General features: G+C 71.2%; 20 protein-coding genes and 1 tRNA gene. 15 read left to right on the forward strand and 6 right to left on the reverse strand.

The annotated features are described in order from the left end of the window. Nucleotides 1–55: 55 nt before the first annotated feature. Genes FS825_RS11285 through FS825_RS11300 form a run of 4 tightly spaced genes read left to right on the forward strand, consistent with a single transcriptional unit; the run spans nt 56 to nt 3,991 of the window. Nucleotides 56–1,024 carry a carbohydrate ABC transporter permease gene (locus FS825_RS11285; protein ID WP_144712985.1) on the forward strand — a complete coding sequence of 323 codons (969 nt, stop codon included), beginning with the start codon at nt 56–58 and terminating at the stop codon, nt 1,022–1,024. 16 nt (nt 1,025–1,040) lie between these two features. Beyond that, entirely contained in the window at nt 1,041–1,982 is a 942-nt protein-coding gene (locus FS825_RS11290) for a carbohydrate ABC transporter permease (protein WP_144712987.1), read from the forward strand. Between the two features lie 7 nt (nt 1,983–1,989). Next, a complete protein-coding gene (locus tag FS825_RS11295; protein WP_144712989.1) occupies nt 1,990–3,363 on the forward strand; it encodes an ABC transporter substrate-binding protein in 1,374 nt (457 codons plus the stop codon). A gap of 25 nt (nt 3,364–3,388) precedes the next feature. Continuing rightward, entirely contained in the window at nt 3,389–3,991 is a 603-nt protein-coding gene (locus FS825_RS11300) for a ScbR family autoregulator-binding transcription factor (protein ID WP_144712991.1), read from the forward strand. A 36-nt stretch (nt 3,992–4,027) separates the two neighbouring features. Here FS825_RS11300 and FS825_RS11305 read toward each other — a convergent pair whose 3' ends face one another. Further along, the gene (locus FS825_RS11305; RefSeq protein ID WP_144712993.1) at nt 4,028–4,456 is read right to left on the reverse strand and encodes a BLUF domain-containing protein; all 429 of its coding nucleotides are present in this window, start codon (nt 4,454–4,456) and stop codon (nt 4,028–4,030) included. Nucleotides 4,457–4,517: 61 nt separating this feature from the next. Next, nucleotides 4,518–5,912 carry an MFS transporter gene (locus tag FS825_RS11310; protein WP_395886088.1) on the reverse strand — a complete coding sequence of 465 codons (1,395 nt, stop codon included), beginning with the start codon at nt 5,910–5,912 and terminating at the stop codon, nt 4,518–4,520. Between FS825_RS11310 and FS825_RS11315 the strand changes: the two genes are divergently transcribed. The 3 genes from FS825_RS11315 to FS825_RS11325 are packed head-to-tail and all read left to right on the forward strand — an operon-like array spanning nt 5,797 to nt 7,845. After that, nucleotides 5,797–6,528, forward strand: coding sequence for a histidine phosphatase family protein (locus tag FS825_RS11315; protein ID WP_144712998.1), 732 nt, complete (start codon nt 5,797–5,799; stop codon nt 6,526–6,528). The genes FS825_RS11310 and FS825_RS11315 overlap by 116 nt on opposite strands. A 34-nt stretch (nt 6,529–6,562) precedes the next feature. Beyond that, a complete protein-coding gene (locus tag FS825_RS11320; protein WP_144713002.1) occupies nt 6,563–7,090 on the forward strand; it encodes a DUF3090 domain-containing protein in 528 nt (175 codons plus the stop codon). Then, complete coding sequence (locus FS825_RS11325) at nt 7,087–7,845, forward strand: SCO1664 family protein (protein ID WP_144713004.1); 759 nt, start codon at nt 7,087–7,089, stop codon at nt 7,843–7,845. Before FS825_RS11320 ends, FS825_RS11325 begins: the two co-directional genes overlap by 4 nt. A gap of 27 nt (nt 7,846–7,872) precedes the next feature. Here FS825_RS11325 and FS825_RS11330 read toward each other — a convergent pair whose 3' ends face one another. Together FS825_RS11330 and FS825_RS11335 are read right to left on the reverse strand one after the other, a co-directional pair. After that, complete coding sequence (locus FS825_RS11330; RefSeq protein WP_144713007.1) at nt 7,873–9,888, reverse strand: vWA domain-containing protein; 2,016 nt, start codon at nt 9,886–9,888, stop codon at nt 7,873–7,875. Beyond that, on the reverse strand, nt 9,881–11,266 hold the full coding sequence (locus FS825_RS11335) for a MoxR family ATPase (protein WP_144713010.1): 1,386 nt from the start codon (nt 11,264–11,266) through the stop codon (nt 9,881–9,883). Before FS825_RS11335 ends, FS825_RS11330 begins: the two co-directional genes overlap by 8 nt. 219 nt (nt 11,267–11,485) lie before the next feature. On the opposite strand from FS825_RS11335, the gene FS825_RS11340 reads away from it, so the two are divergent. The 3 genes from FS825_RS11340 to FS825_RS11350 all read left to right on the forward strand — a co-directional run bounded on the left by FS825_RS11340 (nt 11,486) and on the right by FS825_RS11350 (nt 14,352). After that, nucleotides 11,486–12,943 carry an MFS transporter gene (locus tag FS825_RS11340; protein ID WP_313960542.1) on the forward strand — a complete coding sequence of 486 codons (1,458 nt, stop codon included), beginning with the start codon at nt 11,486–11,488 and terminating at the stop codon, nt 12,941–12,943. 150 nt (nt 12,944–13,093) lie between these two features. After that, on the forward strand, nt 13,094–13,765 hold the full coding sequence (locus FS825_RS11345; protein WP_144713013.1) for a GntR family transcriptional regulator: 672 nt from the start codon (nt 13,094–13,096) through the stop codon (nt 13,763–13,765). Nucleotides 13,766–14,263: 498 nt separating this feature from the next. Next, nucleotides 14,264–14,352 (forward strand) — tRNA-Ser (locus FS825_RS11350). Between the two features lie 128 nt (nt 14,353–14,480). On the opposite strand, the gene FS825_RS11355 is transcribed toward FS825_RS11350, so the two are convergent. Next, nucleotides 14,481–15,668 (reverse strand): MFS transporter, encoded by a 1,188-nt coding sequence (locus tag FS825_RS11355; protein ID WP_144713016.1) that lies wholly within the window; start codon nt 15,666–15,668, stop codon nt 14,481–14,483. 120 nt (nt 15,669–15,788) lie between these two features. On the opposite strand from FS825_RS11355, the gene FS825_RS11360 reads away from it, so the two are divergent. Then, complete coding sequence (locus FS825_RS11360) at nt 15,789–16,238, forward strand: MarR family winged helix-turn-helix transcriptional regulator (protein WP_144713019.1); 450 nt, start codon at nt 15,789–15,791, stop codon at nt 16,236–16,238. 41 nt (nt 16,239–16,279) lie between these two features. Here FS825_RS11360 and FS825_RS11365 read toward each other — a convergent pair whose 3' ends face one another. Further along, complete coding sequence (locus tag FS825_RS11365; protein ID WP_260981136.1) at nt 16,280–17,281, reverse strand: LacI family DNA-binding transcriptional regulator; 1,002 nt, start codon at nt 17,279–17,281, stop codon at nt 16,280–16,282. 99 nt (nt 17,282–17,380) lie between these two features. Between FS825_RS11365 and FS825_RS11370 the strand changes: the two genes are divergently transcribed. From FS825_RS11370 to FS825_RS11385, 4 genes are read left to right on the forward strand one after another with little or no spacing between them, the layout of a single operon-like run. Further along, on the forward strand, nt 17,381–18,598 hold the full coding sequence (locus FS825_RS11370; RefSeq protein ID WP_144713024.1) for a Gfo/Idh/MocA family protein: 1,218 nt from the start codon (nt 17,381–17,383) through the stop codon (nt 18,596–18,598). Then, nucleotides 18,595–19,602 carry a sugar phosphate isomerase/epimerase family protein gene (locus tag FS825_RS11375; RefSeq protein ID WP_144713027.1) on the forward strand — a complete coding sequence of 336 codons (1,008 nt, stop codon included), beginning with the start codon at nt 18,595–18,597 and terminating at the stop codon, nt 19,600–19,602. The genes FS825_RS11370 and FS825_RS11375 overlap by 4 nt, the downstream gene beginning before the upstream one ends. Before the next feature lie 60 nt (nt 19,603–19,662). Beyond that, the gene (locus FS825_RS11380; protein WP_144713030.1) at nt 19,663–20,679 is read left to right on the forward strand and encodes a glycosyl hydrolase family 18 protein; all 1,017 of its coding nucleotides are present in this window, start codon (nt 19,663–19,665) and stop codon (nt 20,677–20,679) included. Continuing rightward, the gene (locus FS825_RS11385; RefSeq protein WP_144713033.1) at nt 20,676–21,338 is read left to right on the forward strand and encodes a Type 1 glutamine amidotransferase-like domain-containing protein; all 663 of its coding nucleotides are present in this window, start codon (nt 20,676–20,678) and stop codon (nt 21,336–21,338) included. The genes FS825_RS11380 and FS825_RS11385 overlap by 4 nt, the downstream gene beginning before the upstream one ends. Nucleotides 21,339–21,364: the final 26 nt, after the last annotated feature.

Consider the following 21,364-nt stretch of genomic DNA (forward strand, 5'->3'; position numbering starts at 1 on the left):
GATTCCCCGCTCACGGACTGCTGCACGTCAGTCCACCGCAGACGAAGGAGTCGCGATGGCCACCGAGAGCCCCGTGTCGTCACCCCTGACGGCCACCCGCCCACGGAGCAGGGGAGCCACCCTCGCCCGTGCCCAGACGACCTCCCCGAGGCGTCGCCCCCGGAACGACCTCTGGCTGGCGCTGGTGTTCATCGCACCGGCCGCGATCGGGTTCGCCGTGTTCCTGGCGTGGCCGACGGTCCGGGGGATCTACCTCAGCTTCACGTCCTACAACCTGCTCACCCCACCGGAGTTCACCGGCCTGCAGAACTACGTCCGGCTCGCGCAGGACTCGATCTTCTGGCACTCGATGGTCGTCACCGTCGAGTACGTCGTCATCAGCATCGTCATCCAGACCGTCGTGGCGCTCTTCATCGCGGTGATGATGCACCGCCTCACGAAGTCGACCTTCGTGCGCGGCATCGTCCTCGCGCCGTACCTCGTGTCGAACGTCGTCGCGGCGCTGGTGTGGCTCTGGATCCTCGACACCCAGCTCGGCATCGGCAACGAGCTGCTCGCGGCCCTCGGGCTCGACCGCATCCCGTTCCTGCAGAGCGACGTCTGGGGCATCCCCTCGATCGCGCTCATCAACGTCTGGCGGCACGTCGGCTACACGGCCCTGCTCATCTTCGCCGGTCTGCAGTCCCTGCCCGAGACGGTGTACGAGGCCGGGCGCATCGACGGCGCGAGCGAGTGGAAGATGTTCTGGCGCATCACGGTGCCGCTGCTCCGCCCGATCCTGTCGCTGGTGCTCATCATCACCGTCATCGGGTCGTTCCAGGTGTTCGACACCGTCGCCGTCACCACGCAGGGCGGCCCCGCGAACGCCACGAACGTCGTGCAGAACTACATCTACAACCTGGCGTTCGGCCGGTTCCAGTTCGGCTACGCGTCGGCCGTGTCCGTCGCGCTCCTCATCGTCCTCAGCATCATCACGATCATCCAGTACCGCCTCACCCGCTCGGGTGAGTCGGACCTGGACTGAACGGAGCGTCCCGATCATGACCACGACACTCACCCGTTCCGTCACCACGAAGCGCCAGCCCCGCCCGGGCGCCGCGCACCGCCGTCGCCCGTCCGTCGGCCGGATCCTCGCGTGGGTCGCGATGATCGCCGTCATCGTCATCACGCTGTTCCCGTTCTACTGGATCCTCCGCACGGCACTGTCGTCGAACGGCGCGATCAACTCCGACCCGACCTCGTTGCTCCCCGTCGGGTTCAGCCTCGGCGGGTTCGAGCGGGTGTTCGGCCTGCAGTCCACGAAGGAGGCGCTCGCGCAGGGCGGCTCCGGGGCCGCGCTGAACTTCTGGCGCTACCTCGGCAACTCCGTCATCGTCTCGACCCTCGTCACGGTCGGCCAAGTGTTCTTCTCCGCCGCGGCCGCCTACGCGTTCGCCCGGCTCCGCTGGCCCGGACGCGACAAGGTCTTCGCGGTGTTCCTCGCCGGCCTCATGGTCCCCGCGATCTTCACGCTGCTGCCGAACTTCACGCTCATCAAGCAGCTCGGGCTCGTCGACAACCTGCTCGGCATCGCCCTGCCGACGATGTTCATGACGCCGTTCGCGGTGTTCTTCCTCCGGCAGTTCTTCCTCGGCATCTCGAAGGAGGTCGAGGAAGCCGCGCTCATCGACGGTGCGGGCAAGGTCCGGGTGTTCTTCCGGCTCGTCATCCCGATGGCGTCCGCACCGATCGCCACCCTCGCGGTCCTGACGTACATCACGAGCTGGAACGACTACTTCTGGCCGCTCATGGTGTCGTACACCGACAGCTCGCGGGTCCTCACCGTCGCACTCGGCGTCTTCAAGTCGCAGACCCCGCAGTCCGGCACCGACTGGGCCGGGCTCATGGCCGCGACCCTGGTGGCGGCGCTCCCGATGATCGTGCTGTTCGGCGTCTTCGCCAAGCGCATCGTCAACTCCATCGGCTTCTCCGGAATCAAGTAGGCACCAGATGACCACCTCGCTCTCCCGCCGCGCCCTGTTCGCCGGCGGCGCCTCCGCCCTGGCACTCGGTGCGCTCGCCGCGTGCTCGTCGCCCGGCCGCGGCACCTCCTCGGGGACCGGTACCCGGACCGTCAGCTACTGGCTCTGGGACTCGAACCAGCTGCCCGCCTACCAAGCCGTCGCCGACGCCTTCCACCGCGAGAACCCCGACATCACGGTGAAGATCACGCAGCTCGGGTGGAACGACTACTGGACCAAGCTCACCGCCGGGTTCATCGCCGGCACCGCGCCCGACGTGTTCACCGACCACCTCACGAAGTTCCCGCAGTACTCCGACCTCGACGTGCTCTACAAGCTCGACGAGCTCGAGGCCACGAAGGGGATCCGCGACGCCGACTACCAGTCCGGGCTCGCCGAGCTCTGGAAGGGCAAGGACGGCCACCGGTACGGGTCGCCGAAGGACTGGGACACCATCGCGATGTTCTACGACCGCACGGCGATGGCCAAGGCGGGGGTCTCCGACGCCGAGCTCGCCGGTCTCGAGTGGAACCCCGACGACGGCGGTTCGTTCGAGCGCATGCTCGCGCACCTGACCGTCGACGCGAAGGGACGCCGCGGGGACGAGCCCGGGTTCGACAAGCACGACGTCGCGGTCTACGGCATCTCGTCGAACGGGTCCGGCGGCGACGGGTTCGGGCAGACCCAGTGGTCGCCGTTCACCGGGTCGATCGACTGGTTCTACACGAACGAGAACCCCTGGGGCGACAAGTTCCGCTACGACGAGAAGGTTGTGCAGGACACCCTCGCCTGGTACTACCGGCTCGCGGACAAGGGCTACATGGCGAAGTACGGCGTGTTCTCCACCACCACCGGCCCCGACGTCCAGCTCGGCTCGGGGAAGTGCGCGCTGTCCTTCAACGGCTCGTGGATGATCGGCACGTACCTCGGCATGGAGGATCTCGACATCGCCGTCGCTCCCACCCCGGTCGGGCCGGTCGGACACCGCGCGTCGATGTTCAACGGGCTCGGCGACTCGATCACGAAGCAGGCGAAGGACCCCGAGGCCGCCGCGAAGTGGGTGGCGTACCTCGGCAGCGACGCGGCCCAGACGATCGTCGGCAAGGCCGGCATCGTGTTCCCCGCGCGGCCGGCCGGGACGGCGGCGGCGGTCGCGTCGTTCCGGAAGCGCGGACTCGACGTCTCGGCCTTCACCCGGCAGGTCGAGGAGCAGACGACGTTCCTCTTCCCCGTCACCCGCAACCCCGCGGACGTGCAGGCGCTGCTGCAGCCGGCCTTCGACGACGTGTACGCGAACGGGAAGCCGATCAGCACACTGACCGGCATCAACGAGCAGGTGAACACCCTCCTGGCCCTCACCTGAACGCCACCACCCTCAGACTGGAGGGGTGGAACGACGTGCGCTGATCCTGGAAGCCGCCGCCCGCGAGTTCGAGCGCGTCGGCTACGCCGCCGCGACGATCGCCGCGATCGCCCGAGCAGCGGGCGTCTCGCAGGGCGCCCTGTACTTCCACTTCCCGACCAAGACGGCGCTCGCGCTCGGTGTGATCGACGAGCAGAACGTGCGGACCTTCGACGTCGTCAGCCACGTCGACAGCTCGCCGACCGCGTCGCTCGTCGCCGCCTCGCGGGGGATCGCGGACATGCTCCTCACCGACCCCATCGTGAGCGCGGGCATCCGGCTCTCCCTCGAGCGCGGTGAGTTCGCCCCGGCGACCGTGGCGTTCTACGACCAGTGGATCGGTGGGATCAGCGACGTGTTCCGGCTCGCGATCGCCAGCGGGGAGCTGCGCACGGACCTCACGGCGGAGCAGCTCGGGTCGACCACCGTGCCGATGTTCACGGGCGTGCAGCTCGTGTCGGCCGTGCGTACCGGGCGGCAGGACCTGTTCCCCGCGCTCGACGCGATGTGGCGGCTGCTGCTCGGCGGCATCGTCGACCCGCGGCACCGGGATCGCCTGCTCGGGGTCGTGGCCGAGACGTTCGGCTGACGCGTCGTGCTGGTGCTGGTGCGCTGACGGTGTCGGTCAGCGGTCGCGGAGCTCTCGGTCCCGGAACCACTTGAGCAACCAGGCCGCGCTCGTGCTGTCGAACGAACGCGGGAAGTCGGCGCCCTCGGTGAGGAACGGGCTGAAGCCGTCCTCGGCGGCCACGTCCGAGTCGTCGAGCGCCCGGTACGCCATCGACCAGCCGTCGAACCGGCGGCGCTCGATGTCCTCCCGGACGAGCGACTTCACCTCGCCGTGCCGGCGGTCCTTCGAGATGACGGCGAACCGGTCCTCGACGCTCCACACCGGGCCCTCGAGCAGCTGCATGAAGCGGCCGTCCTTGGCGACGAGCAGACCGGAGACGCCGAGCGCCTCGTTCCGCAGCCGTGCCTCGCGCAGCAGTTCGGCGAGGGCGGCGTCGTCGAAGGGGACGGCGGCGCGGCTCATGTAGACGACGGAGACGAGCACGCTTCCATCCTGGCGTCGGGCGCGGTCCACCGCGAACCGCGTGTCCGGGCGGCGCAGCCCGTCACCCGAGTGGTGCGGGACGGAGCTCCTCGAACGCGGTGCGGGCGCGGACGGCGGGGGCTGCGAGCAGGGCGGCGACGAGCAGCGCGGCGGGGACGAGCATGGCCGTCTGCAGGCCGAGGTGCTCGCCGAGGAACCCGAGCGCCGGGGGACCGGCGAGGAACGCCACGTACCCCGCGGTCGCCACGACGGACACCCGCCGGTCGCCGTCGGTGGGGTGGTCGCCGGCGGCGGAGATCGCGAGCGGGAAGCCGAGGGCGATCCCGAGTCCCCACACGCCGGCGGCCGCGGCGGCGAGCACCGGGTTCGGCGAGACGACGACGAGCAGCACCCCGACCGCGCCGACGGCCGCGCACACCCGGATCACCGCGACCCGGCCGAACCGGGCCACGAGCGGGGTGCCGGCGATCCGTCCGACGAACATCGCGAGCGCGAAGCCGGTGAACACGAGCGAGCCGACGGCCTCCGGCGCGTCGTGGTCGGTGGTCATGAGGAGGGGGAGCCAGTCGCTGGCGGCACCCTCGGCGAACGCCATCGCCAGGGTGATCACCGCGATGAGGAGGACCTGCAGGGTGAGCACCGACCGGAGCCGTGGCGCGACGAGGGCCGTCGCGGACGCGGACGCGGGCGTGGTCGTGGACTCCGGGGTCGCCCGGTCCACCGGCCGGAGGTTCACCGCGGCGAACACCGCGAGCCCGGCCATCACGGCGGTGGCGACGAGCAGGTGCACGATGACCGGCGTCCGCGCGGCCGTGAGTGCGATGCCGGTGGCGCCGCCGAGCACGGTGCCGAGGCTGAAGCACGCGTGCAGCACCGGAACGACCGGTCGTGAGAGCTGCCGTTCGACCGCGGCGGCCTCGACGTTGAGCCCGATCTCCGCGAGGCCGCACCCGAACCCGATGCAGAACAACCCCGCCCACACCCCGACGGCGAGCTGTGCGGGGGCGAGCACGGCGACGAGGAGCATGCCGACGACGGGCAGTGCTCCGCCGAGGACGATCAGGGGCCGGGTGCCGAGCCGTCGGACGAGCACCCCGGCACTGAGGATCCCGATCATCGACCCGACGGACAGGCCGAGCAGGACGATGCCCATCGTCTCGATCGACGCGCCCAGCTCGTCACGGACCGCGGGTGTGCGGGTGATCCACGACGCGATCCCGAACCCGGTCATCGTCGACGTGGCGAAGAGTGCCGCGCGGTGGCGCCCGATCATGGGTCCATCAGAACGTTTCACTGGCCCCGCGTCAAGCAGACGCGGTCGTCCGCCTAGGATCGGGCACATGGCGACCGTCCTCCTCGTCCGGCACGGACGCACCACCGCGAACGCGACCGGACTCCTCGCCGGACGGACCGCAGGGGTCGCACTCGACGCGGTCGGCCGTGCGCAGGCGGCCAGGACAGCCGAACGCCTCGCCGCCGTTCCGCTGGCCGCGGTCGTCTCGAGTCCGCTCGAGCGCTGCCGCCAGACGTCCCGGGCCCTGCTCGAGCGACAGACCGTGACGCCGGAGACCCGCATCGAGCGGGCGATCACTGAGTGCGACTACGGCGAGTGGCAGGGCCGGAAGCTCGCCGACCTCGCGAAGGAGCCGCTCTGGCGGACGGTCCAGGCGAACCCGAGCGCGGTCGTCTTCCCCGGCGGCGAGTCCATGCAGGGCATGCAGTCCCGAGCGGTCGCAGCCGTCCGCCGGATCGACGCCGAGATCGAGGCGGCGCACGGGCCGGGGGCGGTGTGGGTCGCGGTGAGCCACGGCGACGTGATCAAGTCCGTCCTCGCCGACGCCCTCGGCATGCACCTGGACCTCTTCCAGCGGATCGCGGTCGGACCGGCCTCGGTGTCCATCGTGCGCTACGGGGAGCACCGCCCCGAGGTCGTCGCGTCGAACACCGAGTCCGGCGACCTCGGCTGGCTCGCGGCCGCTGCTGCGCCGAACGGGGACGCTGCGGTCGGCGGCGGGGCCGGTCACGAGGTCGGGCCGACCGCGGACACCGAGGCAGGCACTGCCAGTCCCTGAACGAGTGTCGTCCGGCGCTCCTACAATGCGGGGTATGCCCACCATCGTGCACGGCTTCGACTGGCCGGATCGTCTCGTCGTCGGGACGGTCGGCCGTCCGGGCGAGCGCTCCTTCTACATCCAGGCGCGGGACGGCCGCCGCGTGACGAGCGTCGCCCTCGAGAAGGAGCAGACCGCCGTCCTCGCCGACAAGATCGACGAGCTGCTGGACGAGGTCGCCACGGTGGAGGACAACCGCTTCAGCGTCCCGACCGAGGCCCCGGTCGAACTCCGTGACGGTGCCCCGCTCGACCAGCCCGTGGAACCCGAGTTCCGCGCCGGCGCCCTGAGCCTGGGGTTCGACCCCGCGACGGCACAGGTCGTGATCGAGGCGTACCCGATCGACGACGAGCTCGAGATCGTCGCCGAGACGAGCGACGACGGTGAGGAGATCGAGGCCGTCGTCGAGATCCCCGAACCCGCCGAGCTCTTCCAGGTGAAGATCCCCGTCGGCACCGCTCGCGCGTTCGTCGAGCGCACGCGCGAGGTCGTCGCCGCCGGCCGTCCGCCCGGGGACGCATGAGCGACGGATCGCTGTCCATCCGGGCGCGCATCCGAGAAGCCTCGAACGCCACGTTCCTCGCCGACCTCGACGGCGTGGCGGTCGTCTACAAGCCGATCGAGGGGGAGCGGCCGCTGTGGGACTTCCCGGACGGCACGCTCGCCGACCGTGAGGTCGCGGCGCACCTGGTGTCCGAGGCGTTCGGCTGGGACATCGTGCCGCCGACGTGGATGGGCGACGGGCCGTTCGGTCGCGGGATGGTGCAGCGCTGGCAGGAGGTCGACCTCGACCAGGACGCGGTGGACCTCGTCCCGGCCGAGGACGGCGAGGCCGGGGACAGCCCCTGGCTGCCCGTGCTCGAGGCGATCGACGAGAAGGACCGCCCCGTGACCCTCGTGCACGAGGACTCGGCGGCCCTCCGCCGCATGGCCGTCTTCGACGTGGTCGTGAACAACGCCGACCGGAAGGGCGGGCACGTCCTCGCGATGCCGGACGGGCACCGGTTCGGCGTCGACCACGGGCTGACCTTCCACGTCGAGCACAAGCTGCGGACGGTCCTCTGGGGCTGGATCGGGGAACCGCTCGACCCCGACGAACTCGAGGGCCTCGACCGCGTGGCGGAGGCGCTCCGCGGCGACCTCGGGGCCGCGCTCGACGAGCACCTCACCGTCGCCGAGGTCGACACCCTGCGCGCACGGGTGGCCGCGCTCCGAGCAGTCGGCGTCTTCCCGCCCCCGCCCGGTCACGGACCCGCCGTACCCTGGCCGCTCTTCTGAGACCCGGACGACACGGACGGGGGCCGGTCAGAGCCCCCAGTCGTCGCGGAACAGCGGGTTCCCGCCGCGTCGGGACCCGAGGTAGGAGCCGACGACGGCGACCCCGAGGTCGTCGTTCTCCGGTGCCACGACCGACCCGTCCACCCGCTTCGCCATGGCGTCGACGAACCGTGCCAGGCCCGGGTCGTCCCCGAGCCGGAAGAACGTGGTCTGCGCGCCGAGCCGACCGGCGTTCTCGAGCTCGCGGACGGACAGCGCGATCGTGATCGGGTCCGGCGGGTAGCCGAACCACACCTGCCCGTTCGGCTCGAGGTGCGACGTCGGCTCGCCGTCGGTGACGATGAGCAGCACGGGCTGGGCCGTCGGGTGCTTCCGGAAGTGCCGGTTGGCGAGGAGCAGGGCGTGGTGCAGGTTCGTGCCCTTGTCCCACATCGCGTCGAGTCCGACGAGCTGCTCGATGTCCATCACCTCGGCTTCGCGGCCGAAGGCGATGAGCTGCAGGTCGTCGCCGCGGAACCGGGTCGACACGAGGGTGTGCAGCGCGAGGGCCGTGCGCTTCATCGGGACCCAGCGGTCCTCCATCGCCATCGAGAACGACGTGTCGACGAGGAGCGCCACGCACGCCTGGGTCCGCGCCTCGGTCTCCTGCACCTCGACGTCCTCGATCTCCAGGCGCACCCCCGGTCCGACCCGCCCGGACGCCGCCGTGCGGGTGAGGGCGTTCGTGATCGACCGCGTGACGTCCCACGGCTCGGTGTCGCCGTACTGCCACTGGCGGGTCGCTCCGGACGGCTCCCCGGCCGCGCCCGAGCGTCGGAGGTCGCGTGCCCCCTGCCGGCCGGACATCCGTTCGGCGACGTCCTTGAGCAGGCTCTTGCCGAGCTGCCGCATGGCCTTCGGGGTGAGCCGGAGCTGCCCGTCCGCACCGCGCCGGAGCGCATCGGAGTTCCGGAGGGCCTTCTCGAGCTGTTGCAGCGTCTTCGCGTCGACCGTGGCCTCGTTGCCGAGCTGACGCCCGAGGGCGTCCAGGTCGAGGTCGTCGAGGTCCGAGCCGGGGCCGGACTGCGCGAGCTGGTCGGCCAGGGCGTCGAGGTCCGCGATGTCCTGGAACACCCCGGTGCCGTCGCCGAGACCCAGCCCCTGCTCGCCGTCCATCCGCTCCGAGCCGCCCCAGTCCTCGCCGGGCCGGAGGGACCGCAGGTTCTGGTCGAGCTGCCCGAGCTGCCCCATCAGGTCCGGGGAGCCGAACGCCTGCTGCGCGAGGGCGTCGAGCTCGTCCCGCTGCTCCTGGGACATCGAGTTGCGCATCCGCTGCGCAGCGGCGGCGCGGGCGGCGAGGTCGTCGAGCAGTTCCTCGACGTTCTCCGGGTTCGACGGGAAGTACTCGCCGTGCTTCGCCATGAACTCGTCGAACTGCTCCTGCGAGTCCGTCCCGGCGGCGTGGGCCTCGAGCAGTTCGTTGAGGTCGCGCATCATGGCGGCGACCTCGGCACGGTCCTCGTCGGTGGCGTTCTCGAGCGCCTGCTTCATGCCGGCGAAGCGCTGGTCGAGCATCTCGCGGCCGAGCAGGTCCTTGATCTCCTCGTACTTCTGCCGTGCCGCGGGACTCTTCCAGTCGTAGCCGCTGAGTTCCTGCACGGCGGCAGCCGGCGACGGGGGGAGGCTGTCGAGCTGCATCTCGGCGAGCGCGCGATCGCCGTCGTCGAGGTCGGTGTCGCGCGCGAGCTGGCCGCGCTCGGCGAGGACGGCCTCGTCGAGGAGCTCCTTGACCTGCTGCAGCGTGCCGTCGAGGTTGTTCTTGCTCGTCAGCTCGCGACGGCGCTCGGCCACCCGACGTGCGAGGTCGTCGAGCCCGCGTTGCGCGTGTCCGCCGCGGCGGAGGAACTCGCGGATCGCGCGCTCGGGCGACGTCCCACCCATCACGTCCTCGCCGATGGCGTCGAGCGCCTCGGACAGGTCGACCGGGGGCGCGAGCGGGTCCGGCCCGTCCGCGTACTTGCCGTACCGGGCGTCGCGGCTCAGCCGACGGTTCTGCCTAGCCATAGACGGCTTCGCCCCCGCCGGACTCCTTGCTGATGCGTCGGGCCAGGAAGAGCCCCTCGAGTGCGAGTTCGATCGCGCCGGCACGCTCGCCGTCGTTCGTCGCACCGAGTCGTTCGCAGACCTGGTCGTACAGGTCGGACTCACCGATCGACGGGAGTCCTTCGAGGAACGCGCGGGCACTGACCTGTTCGCCGGTGGTCACCATGGTGCCGCCGTCGAGGGCCTCGACGAGGACCGCGAAGTCCAGCCCGCGGAAGCGCGACCGGACCGTCTCGGCGGTGGCCGTCCGGAGCAGGTGCTCGAGCACCTCGTCCGCCCGGTCCTCCTCGCCGTTCTCGAACTCGATCTTGCCGCCGAGGACGTCGACCGCGGTCTCGAGGTCGATCGGCCGCGCCACGGCGTGGTCCTCGCCCTGGCGTGCTGCACGGTGCACGGCTGCGGCCGAGACGGTCTCGGCGCCGGCGATCGCGAAGCGGGCGCTGACGCCGCTGCGCTGGTCGACCGCACTCGAACCGCGGAGTCCGCGCGTGAACCGGGCGAGGATCTCGATGAGCGCGTCCGGCACGTCGGCGGTGAGCTGCGCCTCCTGGCGGATGACGGCGATCTCGTCGGCGAGCTCGATCGGGTAGTGGGTGCGGATCTCGGCCCCGAAGCGGTCCTTCAGCGGCGTGATGATGCGGCCGCGGTTCGTGTAGTCCTCGGGGTTCGCGCTCGCGACCACGATGACGTCGAGCGGCAGACGGAGGACGTAGCCGCGGATCTGGACGTCGCGCTCCTCCATCACGTTGAGCATCGCGACCTGGATGCGTTCGGCGAGGTCGGGGAGCTCGTTGATCGCGACGATGCCGCGGTGGCCACGGGGGACGAGTCCGAAGTGGATCGTCTCGGGGTCGCCGAGGCTCCGGCCCTCGGCGACCTTCATCGGGTCGACGTCGCCGATGAGGTCGGCGACGGAGGTGTCCGGCGTCGCGAGCTTCTCGACGTAGCGGTCGTCGCGGTGCCGCCACTCGATCGGCATCGCGTCGCCGAGGTCCTCGGCACGCCGCTGGCTCGCGGTCGTGATCGGGTCGAAGGGGTGCTCGCCGAGCTCGGAACCGGCGATGACCGGCGTCCACTCGTCGAGCAGGTTCTGCAGGGAGCGCAGGAGTCGGGTCTTGCCCTGTCCGCGCTCGCCGAGCAGGACGACGTCGTGTCCGGCGATGAGGGCGCGTTCGAGCTGGGGGATGACCGTCGTGGCGAAGCCGTGCAGGCCGGGCCAGGGGTCGCGGCCCTCGCGGAGGGCGGTGAGGAGGTTGTCGCGGATCTCGGCGCGGACCGACTTCTGGGAGTGACCAGATGCGCGGAGCTCGCCGACCGTTCTGATGGCAGGTCGGGTCACCTCTCCGACGTTACGCCTTGTCTGTCTGGAGGCGCGGTGCCAGCTGGCACCGCGCCTCCAGTCCGTCGCCTTGTGCGTTTACATAGCAATTGCAATGATTGAAGTTCCGGCGTCGGAGCCGGATTCGATAGGGGGATCCGGCTCCGCGCCGGATCTGCCGTCCCGGTCGCCGTACCGGCGGTGAACCATCCCGGCGATCTCGGCGTACGTTCCCCTCTCGTGAGCAGCACGACGAACGGGGCGATCAAGAGCCTGGTCCCCGCCAGGATGGACAGACTGCCGTGGACGCGGTTCCACTGGAGCGTGGTCGTCGGACTCGGGGTGTCCTGGGTCCTCGACGGCCTCGAGATCCAGATCGTGTCCAACGCCGGGTTCCAGGCGGACCTGGACCTCTCGACGCAGCAGGTGACGTCCCTCGGGACGATCTACCTGGTCGGTCAGGTCGTCGGCGCGATCGTCTTCGGCCGGATGTCCGACCGCCTGGGTCGTCGCAAGCTCTTCATCCTCACGCTGGCCATCTACCTCATCGGTTCCGGCATCGCGGGTCTCGCGCAGGACTTCTGGTTCCTCGCGGCCTTCCGGTTCGTGGCGGGGCTCGGCATCGGCGGTGAGTACGCGGCGATCAACTCCGCGATCGACGAGCTCATCCCGGCGAAGTACCGCGGCCACGTCGACATCGCGATCAACGGCACGTACTGGGGCGGCGCGGCCCTCGGTGCCTTCGCGAACATCTACCTGCTCGACACGGCGCACTTCGCCGAGAACATCGGTTGGCGCATCGGCTTCTTCCTCGGCCCGGTGCTCGGCATCGCGATCATCTTCCTGCGGCGGCACATCCCCGAGAGTCCACGGTGGCTGATGACCCACGGCCGGGAGGAGGAAGCGGAGGCGACGGTCTCGCAGATCGAGGAGTCCGTCGAACGGTCGACCGGCCACCGCCTGCCGGACGTGGACGAGTCGAAGGCCATGACGGTCACCCCGATGGACAACGTGCCGTTCCGGACGATCGTCAAGGTGCTGTTCAGCCAGTACCCGACGCGCACGCTCGTCGGCGCCACGATGATGATCACCCAGGCGTTCCTCTACAACGCGATCTTCTTCACCTACGCGCTCGTGCTCACGAACTTCTTCGGCCTGAAGACGGCCGAGACCAGCGTGTACTTCTTCCCGTTCGCGATCGGCAACCTGCTCGGTCCGTTGATCCTCGGGCGGCTGTTCGACACCTGGGGTCGTCGGCAGATGATCTTCTCGACGTACCTGGTCTCGGGGCTGGTGCTCGCCACGTCCGCGTTCCTGTTCCAGGCGGACGCGATCAGTGCCGGCGTGCAGGTCGTGTTCTGGTGCGTGTCGTTCTTCTTCGCCTCGGCCGGGGCGTCCAGCGCGTACCTGACCGTGAGCGAGATCTTCCCGCTCGAGCTGCGGTCACAGGCGATCTCGTACTTCTTCGCCCTCGCGCAGATCTTCGGTGCCATCGCCCCGCTCATCTACGGCGCGCTCATCGGCGACGGGTCGTCCCGCGAGCCGCTGTTCTGGGGGTACCTGCTCGGGTCCGCGGTGATGATCGCCGGCGGTGTCGTGGCGCTGATCTTCGGCGTCGACGCGGCCCGCAAGGGACTGGAGGACGTCACGCAGCCGCTCTCCGTCCTGACCGCGAAGGCGGATGCGGACCGCCGTTAGTATTTCGTATCCGGAGTGTTTAGCGCGACCGCGCGCCGCCTGTCACTGTGGCCGGCATGGCACTCCTCCACAGGGCGACAGCAGCCCGCTCGGTCCACCGTGCGTCCGCTCCCGAACGCGGGGGAGCGGGCCGTGCGTGATCCTGGCGGCATGGACGGACCACTGCACCGTGCGGGTCGCGACGACGACCCGCACGGCATCCGGCGCAGTCTGCTGCGCGACGCGGTCTTCGCGCGGCTGCTCGACAACGTCCTGCGGGGGGTCTACCGCCGGGGGCAGCGCATGCGGCTCGACACGATCGCCGAGGACATGCGGGTGTCCCGGACCCCGGTGCGCGAAGCCCTCGTCCCGCTCGAGACGCTCCGGCTGGTGACGGTCCAGCGGTACGTCGGGGTCGTCGTGGCGCACTGGACCGTCGACCACATGATCGAGCGGATCCGGATCGCCCGGACGATGATCACCGATCCCTCTGCAGGCACGGCGCCGTGCGCGGACCGCTTCGACGTCGCCTGGCTCCGGGAGTGCGCGACCGAGGGCGGGGTGTTCGTCGAGCTCGGGTCGTGGTGGCTGCGGCGGAACGGTGCGGCGGTGAGTGCTGACTGGCTCCTCTCGCAGCGTGCGGTCCTCGACGCGTTCTTCACGGACGACGTGGCCCTGGCGAACGGGATCGATGCCGTCGTGGCGCGCCGGGAACGCCTGTCGATCGCCGACCGTGCGACCACCGCAGCCGAGCGGGACGACCTGGAGGGGTGCGCGGCGTCGCTCGTCGAGCTCGCCGATGCGCTGATCGCGCTCCCGGAGCGGTTCCGGGCGGCGGCGTGAGCACGCTCCGCGGCCGGGCGCCGCACCCGCCCCACGCGCCCCGTCCTCGCGAAAGCGACGGATTGCCGCCGATGTTCTGAGCCAGACTGACGCTTCGGCGCCACCGACGAGGGCTCCTGCCACTGGAGTGTCGCTTCCGCGGGGGAAACACGTCCATCAGCACCGCGCACGCCACGTCCTGGCAGCGCACGCCCTCGTCCACCGAAGCGGGGGCGCGGTGGTGGGCCGCGCCCCCTGTGGTCGCCCCCTGGCCGAGCGCCACACGATCGGGCGCGTCGGGTTCGGCGCCGGGGAGCGACGTCGGTGCTGTGTCGCGGCGACGGGGTGGAGCCCCGGAATGTGATGGCCGCGTCTCGATGATGCTATTGACCGGGGTACGACCGGACAACCCCTCCCTGTCCCCACTTCGGGGGACCGTCCGGGAAGCGCGGTGCTCCGCGGAGGTCGAGACCCTGCTCGTCCTCCTGTATGGTGGTCGGAGTGCTCGCGAGAGCACGTGGAGACGTCGCATAGTCCGGCCGAGTGCACCACCCTGCTAAGGTGGAGTCCCCTTTTGGGGACCGAGGGTTCAAATCCCTCCGTCTCCGCTCCACCACGAACCCCGGTCCACACGGACCGGGGTTCGGTCGTTCCCGGGGGCAGTCGGACCGGGCTGCAGACGGACTGGAGGCGCGGTGCCAGCCGACACCGCGCCTCCAGTCCGTCCGACCAGCCGTCAGACCGTCGCGACGCTCCCCGTCGTGACCGCACCATGCGCACGGCCGCGGCGTGCCGCGGCTGCGGCGACCACGGTCAGGACGACCGCGGCCAGCGTGATGCCGGCGCCGGCCCAGATCGGCGAGGTGTAGCCGAGGCCGGCCGCGATGGTGAGCCCTCCGATCCAGGCGCCGAGCGCGTTGCCGAGGTTGAAGGCCGCGATGTTCGCACCGCTCGCCAGGGTCGGGGCGTGGTCGGCGTACTGCATCACCCGGGTCTGGAGTGCGGGCACCGTGGCGAAGCCGAACGCGCCCATCAGCACGAGCGAGATCACGGTCAGGATGGGTGAGGTCGCGACGAGGGCGAACACCGCGAGCACCACGGTGAGGACCACCAGCACGACGAGCAGGGTGCCGTCGATCGACCGCGAGGCGAGCTTGCCGCCGGCGAAGTTGCCCACGAACAGGCCGATGCCGAACACGATGAGCAGCCACGGCACGGCGCTCGAGGTGAACCCGGACACGGAGGTGAGCGTGTAGGCGATGTAGGTGAAGGCGCCGAACATTCCGCCGTACCCGAGGACGGTCATGCCGAGCGACAGCCAGACCTGGCCGGAGCGGAAGGCGCTGAGCTCGCGGGTGAGCGACGGGACCTCGGTGGTGCGCGTCGCCGGGACGAGGAGTGCCACGCCGACCAGCGCGATCACCCCGATGACGGCGATGGTCCAGAAGGTCGCACGCCATCCGAGGGCCTGCCCGAGGAAGGTGCCGAACGGGACGCCGAGGACGTTCGATGCGGTGAGGCCGGTGAACATGAGCGCCACGGCGGAGGCTCGCTTCGACCGTTCGACCATGTTCGACGCGACGACGGAGCCGATGCCGAAGAACGCTCCGTGGCAGAGGGCGGCGATCACGCGGCCGAGCATCATGACGCCGTACTCCGGCGCGACGGCGGAGAGCGTGTTCCCGATGACGAACAGGACGAGCAGGCCGAGGAGCACGGGCTTGCGGGCGAGCCGGGTCGTGGCGGCGGTGAGTCCGAGCGCGCCGACGATGACGGCGAGGGCGTACCCGGTCACGAGCCAGCCGGCCGTGGTCTCGGAGACGCCGTAGTCTGCGGCGACCTCGGGCAGGAGTCCGGTGATGACGAACTCGGTCAGGCCGATGCCGAATCCGCCGAGTGCGAGGGCGATGAGTCCCGCGGGCATGGATGTCCTTCCGTTGTGCGGTGCAGCTGTCCCGCGTACGCTGGTTGTTGCAGACGCGGGATATCGATAGTTGCACACGCTGGGTATCCGCGCAAGCAACCATGTGTGCCTGGAGGTCTCATGTCCGTCGACGACACGTCCGTCGCCGTCCGCGCCCACGGGTGGCGCACGCTCGCGGCGCTGCACGGGCTGATCGAGGCGCGGCTCGAACGTGCGCTGCGGGAGGTCGACCTGTCCGTCGTGGAGTTCACGGTGCTCGACGCCCTCCGCCGCCAGGACGGCTTCCACATGCGCATGCAGCAGCTCGCCCGTGCCGCGGCGCTCAGCCCGAGCGCGACGACACGCCTGGTGAACCGGCTCGAGGAGCGTGCGCTGCTCACCCGTGTGCTCTGCGCCGACGACCGGCGGGGTCTCTACACGGAGCTCACGCACGCCGGGCAGCGGCTGCTCGACGCAGCGACGCCGGTGCATGCTGCGGCGCTCGAGGAGGCGCTCGCCGAAGCGCGCGAGGTTCCCGAGCTCGAGGAGCTCGCCGTCGCGGTCGACCGGCTCGAGGGCGCGAGCGTCTGACCCTCTGGCGGGCTGCGCGACCAGTGCCGCCGACCGGGTCGTCAGGAAGCCGGCGGCGCGGTGGTCGACCGCACCACGAGGGACGGCGGGATCGGCGTCCGGGTCGGGCCCGACGGGTCGGTCCCCCCGATGCGCTCCACGAGCCGTGCCGCAGCGATCCGCCCGACCTCGTCGTTGTGCGGGTCCACCGTGGTCAGCCGCAGCAGGGGGGATGCGGCCAGCGGCGTCTCGTCGTTGCCCATGACGGACACGTCCTCCGGGACCCGGAGCCCCGCGTCCCGCACGGCGGCGATCGCACCCATCGCCATGACGTCGTTCGCGGCGAACACCGCGGTCAGGTCGGGGTGGTCCTCGAGGGCGCGGCGGGTGCCGTCGTACCCGGTCTGGTCCGACGTCGGCCCGGTGCCGTAGACCAGCGGCTCGAGGCCCGAGGCGACCAGCTGCGCGACGGTGGCTTCGCGGCGGACGCGAGCCGGGCCTCCCGAACCGGTGACGTGGACGATCCGTCGGTGACCCAGCGTGACGAGGTGCTCCGCGGCCAGCCGACCGCCCGCCGCTTCGTCGGAGGCGACCACGTCGAGCCCGTCGGGGACGTCGTCACGTGCGCCGGTGACGACGACGGGGGTGTCGGGCGGGACGATGAGGTCGGCGAACCCCTCGGCGGCGAGCAGGACCCCGTCGACCCGGAGTGACACGAGGTCGTCGAACGGCGACGATCCGAGGTGCTCGTTCGCGCGCGTGTCCGCGAGGGTGAGTCGGAGTCCGTGGGGTGCGAGTGCGTCGCGGACCCCGTCGAGCAGCGGGACGAACCAGGGGTTCCGGAAGTCGTCGACGATCACGCCGATGGTGCGGGTCCTGGTGCCGGCGAGGATCGCGGCGGCGCGGTTCGGACGGTACCCGAGTGCCGTCGCGGCGTCGACGACGGCCGCCCGCCGCGCGTCCGACACCCCGGGGTCTCCGCGCATCACCATGCTCACCAGGGACTTCGAGACGCCTGCACGAACGGCGACGTCGATGATCGTCGGCGGTCGGGTGGTCGACACGTGCGCTCCTTGACAGGACATGGGGTGGGCGCAGTACAGTCTACGCATCCGCTCTGGAACGTTCCAGAGCCATCACGGCACCTTCTCGAAGGAGAGAACATGCACGACAGCATCGGCGTCGCCGTCATCGGGGCGGGCATGGCGGGCAAGGCCCACGCGGCGGCCTGGCGGAACGCGCCGTCCGTCTTCGGCTCGACGCTCCCGCCGGTCCGGCTCGTGTCGGTCGGCGACGCGTACGAACCACTCGCGGTCGAGGCCGCGCGGCGCTTCGGGTACTCCCGCCACGACGTCGACTGGCGCGCCATCGCCGCGGCGGACGACATCGACGTGGTGAGCGTCGTCGTCGCCAACCAGCTCCACCGCGAGATCGTCGAGGGGCTCCTGGCGGCCGGCAAGCACGTGCTGTGCGAGAAGCCGCTGTCCGACTCGCTCGAGGACGCTCGAGCGATGGCCGCGGCCGCTGCGGACGCCGCGGAGCGCGGACTGGTCGCACGGATCGGCTTCACCTACCGACGCGCCCCGGGCCTCGCCGCGATCCGGCAGCTCGTCGAGGACGGCACGCTCGGTCGCGTCCTGCACGTCTCCGCCCGCTACTGGACCGACTACGGCTCCTCGCCCGACGTCCCGTTCTCGTGGCGTTTCGGCGGCGCTCCGGGCACCGGCGCCCTCGCCGACGTCGGCTCGCACCTGACGTACGTGGCGGAGTTCCTCGCCGGCGGGCTGCGCAGCGTCAACGGTGGCATGTTCACCACCGCCATCACGAAGCGTCCCGTCGCGGCGGGCTTCGCCCTGCGCGGCCAGGCCGCACCGCTCACGGGTGAGTCCGCGGACGTCGAGAACGACGACTACGCCACCTTCAACGCCCGCTTCGGCGACGGCACGGTGGTCGGTTCGCTCGAGGTGTCGCGTGTCGCGACGTCGCACCCGAACGGCCTCGTCATCGAGGTGTTCTGCGAGGACGGCGCCGCCCGGTGGGACCAGGAGCGCCCGTCCGAGATCGGCCTCGCCCTGCAGTCCGACGGGCCACGCCTCGGCGGGTACCGACAGGTCGTCCTCGGCCCGGAGCACCCGTACGTCGCCGGCGGCATGGCGATGGACGCCCCCGGTGTCGGCTGGGGCCAGAACCAGATGTTCGAGTACCAGGCCCGGGCCTTCCTCGACGAGGTCGCGGGCAACACCGTCGACCCGCTGCCGGCGAACGCCACGTTCGACGACGGCGTCCACAACATGGAGGTCCTCGACGCGGTGGCCCGGTCTGCCGCGGCAGGCGGGGCGTCGGTCGACGTGCCCACGACGAAGCAGGAGCAGCACGCATGAGACTCGGTCTGTACAACGCGATCTTCCACGACCGTCCGCTCGGTGACGCCCTCGCGGTGATCGCCGGGAACGGTCTCACCGGCATCGAGCTGAACACCGGCGGGTTCCTGCCGCCGGTGCACGTGCCGGACATCGACGCGATCCTCGTGGACGACGCGGCGCGGGACGCGTTCCTGGCACAGTTCGACGGGACCGGCGTCTCGATCGCGGGCCTGAACTGCAACGGGAACCCCCTGCACCCCGACCCGGCGATCGGTCCCGCGCACGCCGAGGACGTCCGGCGCAGCATCCGCCTGGCCGCCCGCCTCGGCCAGGACCGCGTCGTCACGATGTCCGGTCTGCCCGCGGGGGAGCCCGGCGGGACGCGGCCGAACTGGATCGTGAACGCGTGGAACTCCGCGGCACTCGACGTCCTCGAGCACCAGTGGAGCGTGGCCGTGCCGTTCTGGCAGGAGATCGACGCGCTCGCTCGGGAACACGGCGTGAAGGTCGCGCTCGAGCTGCACCCGCAGAACCTCGTGTTCAACCCGGCGACGATCCGCGAGCTGGTGTCGCGCGGCGGGCTGACGAACGTGGGCGTGGAGCTCGACGCGAGCCACCTCTTCTGGCAGCAGATGGACCCGGTGGCGGTCGTCCGCGACCTCGGTCCGCTGGTGTTCCACGCTGCCGCGAAGGACGTCCGGATCAACCCGCACGCGGCGATCAACGGCGTGCTCGACAACTCGTTCCGCCGATTGTCGCCGGGTGAGGCACGGACGAACCTCGGCGGCGACGAGTGGGCCAACGAGTGGCCGAAGCCGTCCGCGTGGGACTTCGTCGCGCTCGGCAAGGGCCACGACACGGCGTACTGGTCGCGGTTCCTCGAGGCGCTGCACGAGGTGGACCCGGAGATGTGGGTGAACATCGAGCACGAAGACACCGAGCTCGGACGCGAGGACGGCGTCGCCGCCGCGGCGCGGGTGCTGTTGGCCGCCGACGCGGAGCGGGAGGGCGCGGCGGTCTGACGGTCTGAGGGTCCGACGGGAGGCGCGGTTCGTCCCCGCCCCGCGCGCTACGGTGTGCGGGTGGACCGGCGGAGCAGCCTCGTGGTCGGCAGCGCGATCGTGGTCGCCCTGGCGCTTACCGGCTGCGCCGCCGAGAGTCCGGCCGCTCCCGACTCCCTCGCGGTCGAGGCCTACGTCGAACCGGGTGGCGGAGCAGCCGCCGCGGTGACCGCCACCGACGGCCGCGCGGCGACGATCGGCATCGACGGCGTGACCTTGGCCGCCGACGGCGCCGGGCTGAACGCGCTCCCGGGCGGTGTGGGCTCGCTCGCGAGCAAGGCCTCTCGAGCGGGTGCGTCCCCCGAACTCCTCGTCAGCAACTACTCCGACGCGATCGGCGACTTCTCGCCCGACGTCGGCACGGCGCTCCTCGCCGACCCCGACCACCGCTCGCGCGTCGCGGTGCGCCTGGCTGCACTCGCCGCGGCGCACGACATGAGCGGCGTGCAGATCGACCTCGAGTCACTCCGGAGCCGCGACCGCGCCGGGCTGGTCGCGTTCGCCGCCGCGCTCGGGGACGCCGTGCACGAGCGGCTCGGGGCCGACGCCGAGGTCTCGATGGCGGTGATGGCCTCGACCGACGAGGACGGGTACCGCGACACCGGGTACGACCTCGGTGCGCTCGAGGACCACGTCGACCGGTTCGTCCTCATGACCTACGACCAGCACGGCCCGTGGAGCGACCCGGGACCGATCGGCGCACTGCCCTGGACGAAGCGCGCGGTCGCCGCCGCCGAGCGGTCAGGAGTCCCGGCGGACCGGATCGACCTCGGGATCGCCGGGTACGGGTACGTGTGGGGCGGCTCCGGCGACGCCCAACTCAGCCCCGCCGCGGCGCGTACGGTGGCGGGCAGCGCGGCTCGGTGGTCGGCGCGGGACGCGGAGTGGTCCGCCGTGCTCGGCGACGGGCGCGAGCTGCACTGGTCCGACGCCCGGTCCTACCGCGCCCGTGTCGCGCTCGCCGCGGACCTCGGGCTGCACGGGGTCGCGCTGTGGTCCCTGAACACCCTGGCCCTGCCGGAACCGGAGGCGACGTGAAACTCCTGCTGACGTCCGGGGGCGTCACGAACCCCACGATCCACGACGCCCTCGTGGACATGCTCGGCGGGCCCGTCGAGGAGAGCCACGCGTTGGTCGTCCCGACCGCGCAGTGGGGCCACCCGATGTGCGGGCCGGTCTCGGTCCGGGACCTGGTCGCCGGCGGCAGCGACTCCCGGTACCTCGCCGGGTTGGGGTGGGCCTCGGTCGGCGTCCTGGAGCTCACCGCCCTGCCCACGATCGGCGTCGAACGGTGGAGCGCCTGGGTGCGGGAGGCCGACGTCCTGCTGGTCGACGGGGGCGACGCGACGTACCTGGCCCACTGGATGCGGGCCTCCGGTCTCGCGGACCTGCTGCCCTCGCTGACCGACACGGTGTGGGTCGGGGTGAGCGCCGGCAGCATGGTGATGACCCCGCGGATCGGCACGCCCTTCGTCGCGTGGTCGGACGCGGCCGACGACCGGACCCTGGGCGTGGTCGACTTCTCGATCTTCCCGCACCTCGACGCGTTCCCGGAGAACACCCTCGAGAACGCCGAGCGCTGGGCCGCCGACCTCGGTGTGCCGGCGTACGCCATCGACGAGCAGACCGCCATCGCCGTCGTGGACGACTCGGTGCGGGTCGTCTCCGAGGGGCGGTGGGTGCAGCTCGCGACCTGACGCTGCACCGCCCGCTGTCACCGGGC

It is taken from the genome of Curtobacterium pusillum, from assembly GCF_007680845.1.
GTDB classification, from domain to species: domain Bacteria; phylum Actinomycetota; class Actinomycetes; order Actinomycetales; family Microbacteriaceae; genus Curtobacterium; species Curtobacterium pusillum_B.

Bases quoted from the DNA above. Each gene is read 5' to 3' on its own strand.
- FS825_RS11285 (WP_144712985.1), top strand. From the start codon at position 56: ATGGCCACCGAGAGCCCCGTGTCGTCACCCCTGACGGCCACCCGCCCA.
- FS825_RS11290 (WP_144712987.1), top strand. From the start codon at position 1,041: ATGACCACGACACTCACCCGTTCCGTCACCACGAAGCGCCAGCCCCGC.
- FS825_RS11295 (WP_144712989.1), top strand. From the start codon at position 1,990: ATGACCACCTCGCTCTCCCGCCGCGCCCTGTTCGCCGGCGGCGCCTCC.
- FS825_RS11315 (WP_144712998.1), top strand. From the start codon at position 5,797: ATGGCGACCGTCCTCCTCGTCCGGCACGGACGCACCACCGCGAACGCG.
- FS825_RS11320 (WP_144713002.1), top strand. From the start codon at position 6,563: ATGCCCACCATCGTGCACGGCTTCGACTGGCCGGATCGTCTCGTCGTC.
- FS825_RS11325 (WP_144713004.1), top strand. From the start codon at position 7,087: ATGAGCGACGGATCGCTGTCCATCCGGGCGCGCATCCGAGAAGCCTCG.
- FS825_RS11330 (WP_144713007.1), bottom strand. From the start codon at position 9,888: ATGGCTAGGCAGAACCGTCGGCTGAGCCGCGACGCCCGGTACGGCAAG.
- FS825_RS11345 (WP_144713013.1), top strand. From the start codon at position 13,094: ATGGACGGACCACTGCACCGTGCGGGTCGCGACGACGACCCGCACGGC.
- FS825_RS11355 (WP_144713016.1), bottom strand. From the start codon at position 15,668: ATGCCCGCGGGACTCATCGCCCTCGCACTCGGCGGATTCGGCATCGGC.
- FS825_RS11360 (WP_144713019.1), top strand. From the start codon at position 15,789: ATGTCCGTCGACGACACGTCCGTCGCCGTCCGCGCCCACGGGTGGCGC.
- FS825_RS11370 (WP_144713024.1), top strand. From the start codon at position 17,381: ATGCACGACAGCATCGGCGTCGCCGTCATCGGGGCGGGCATGGCGGGC.
- FS825_RS11375 (WP_144713027.1), top strand. From the start codon at position 18,595: ATGAGACTCGGTCTGTACAACGCGATCTTCCACGACCGTCCGCTCGGT.